General features: G+C 38.7%; 1 protein-coding gene. It reads left to right on the top strand.

All coding sequences use genetic code 11. The features are described 5' to 3' along the window. On the top strand, positions 1-248 hold a 248-nt coding region (locus E1171_RS25000; protein WP_155202969.1), incomplete at both ends, for a tyrosine-type recombinase/integrase.

Raw genomic sequence — 248 nt, 5'->3', positions numbered from 1 at the left:
GTGATCGAATGCTCATCCACATCAAAGATGCTAAAGGGAACAAAGACAGATACACTATATTGAGTCATAATTTACTAGCAGACCTAAGGAAATATTATTTGATTTACCGCCCCAAAGAGTATTTGTTAGAAGGGGAAATTGGAAAGAAGTACAGCTCTACAAGCGTACAAAAAATTGTTAAACGTGCTGCCATGCTAGCAGGCATAAGAAAAAAGGTAAGTCCGCATACTTTGCGACATAGCTTTGCC

This window comes from Xanthovirga aplysinae (genome assembly GCF_009711365.1).
Taxonomy (GTDB): domain Bacteria; phylum Bacteroidota; class Bacteroidia; order Cytophagales; family Cyclobacteriaceae; genus Xanthovirga; species Xanthovirga aplysinae.
The sequence above is the reverse complement of the archived record's forward strand: the minus strand, read 5'-3'. Positions and strand labels throughout refer to the sequence as shown.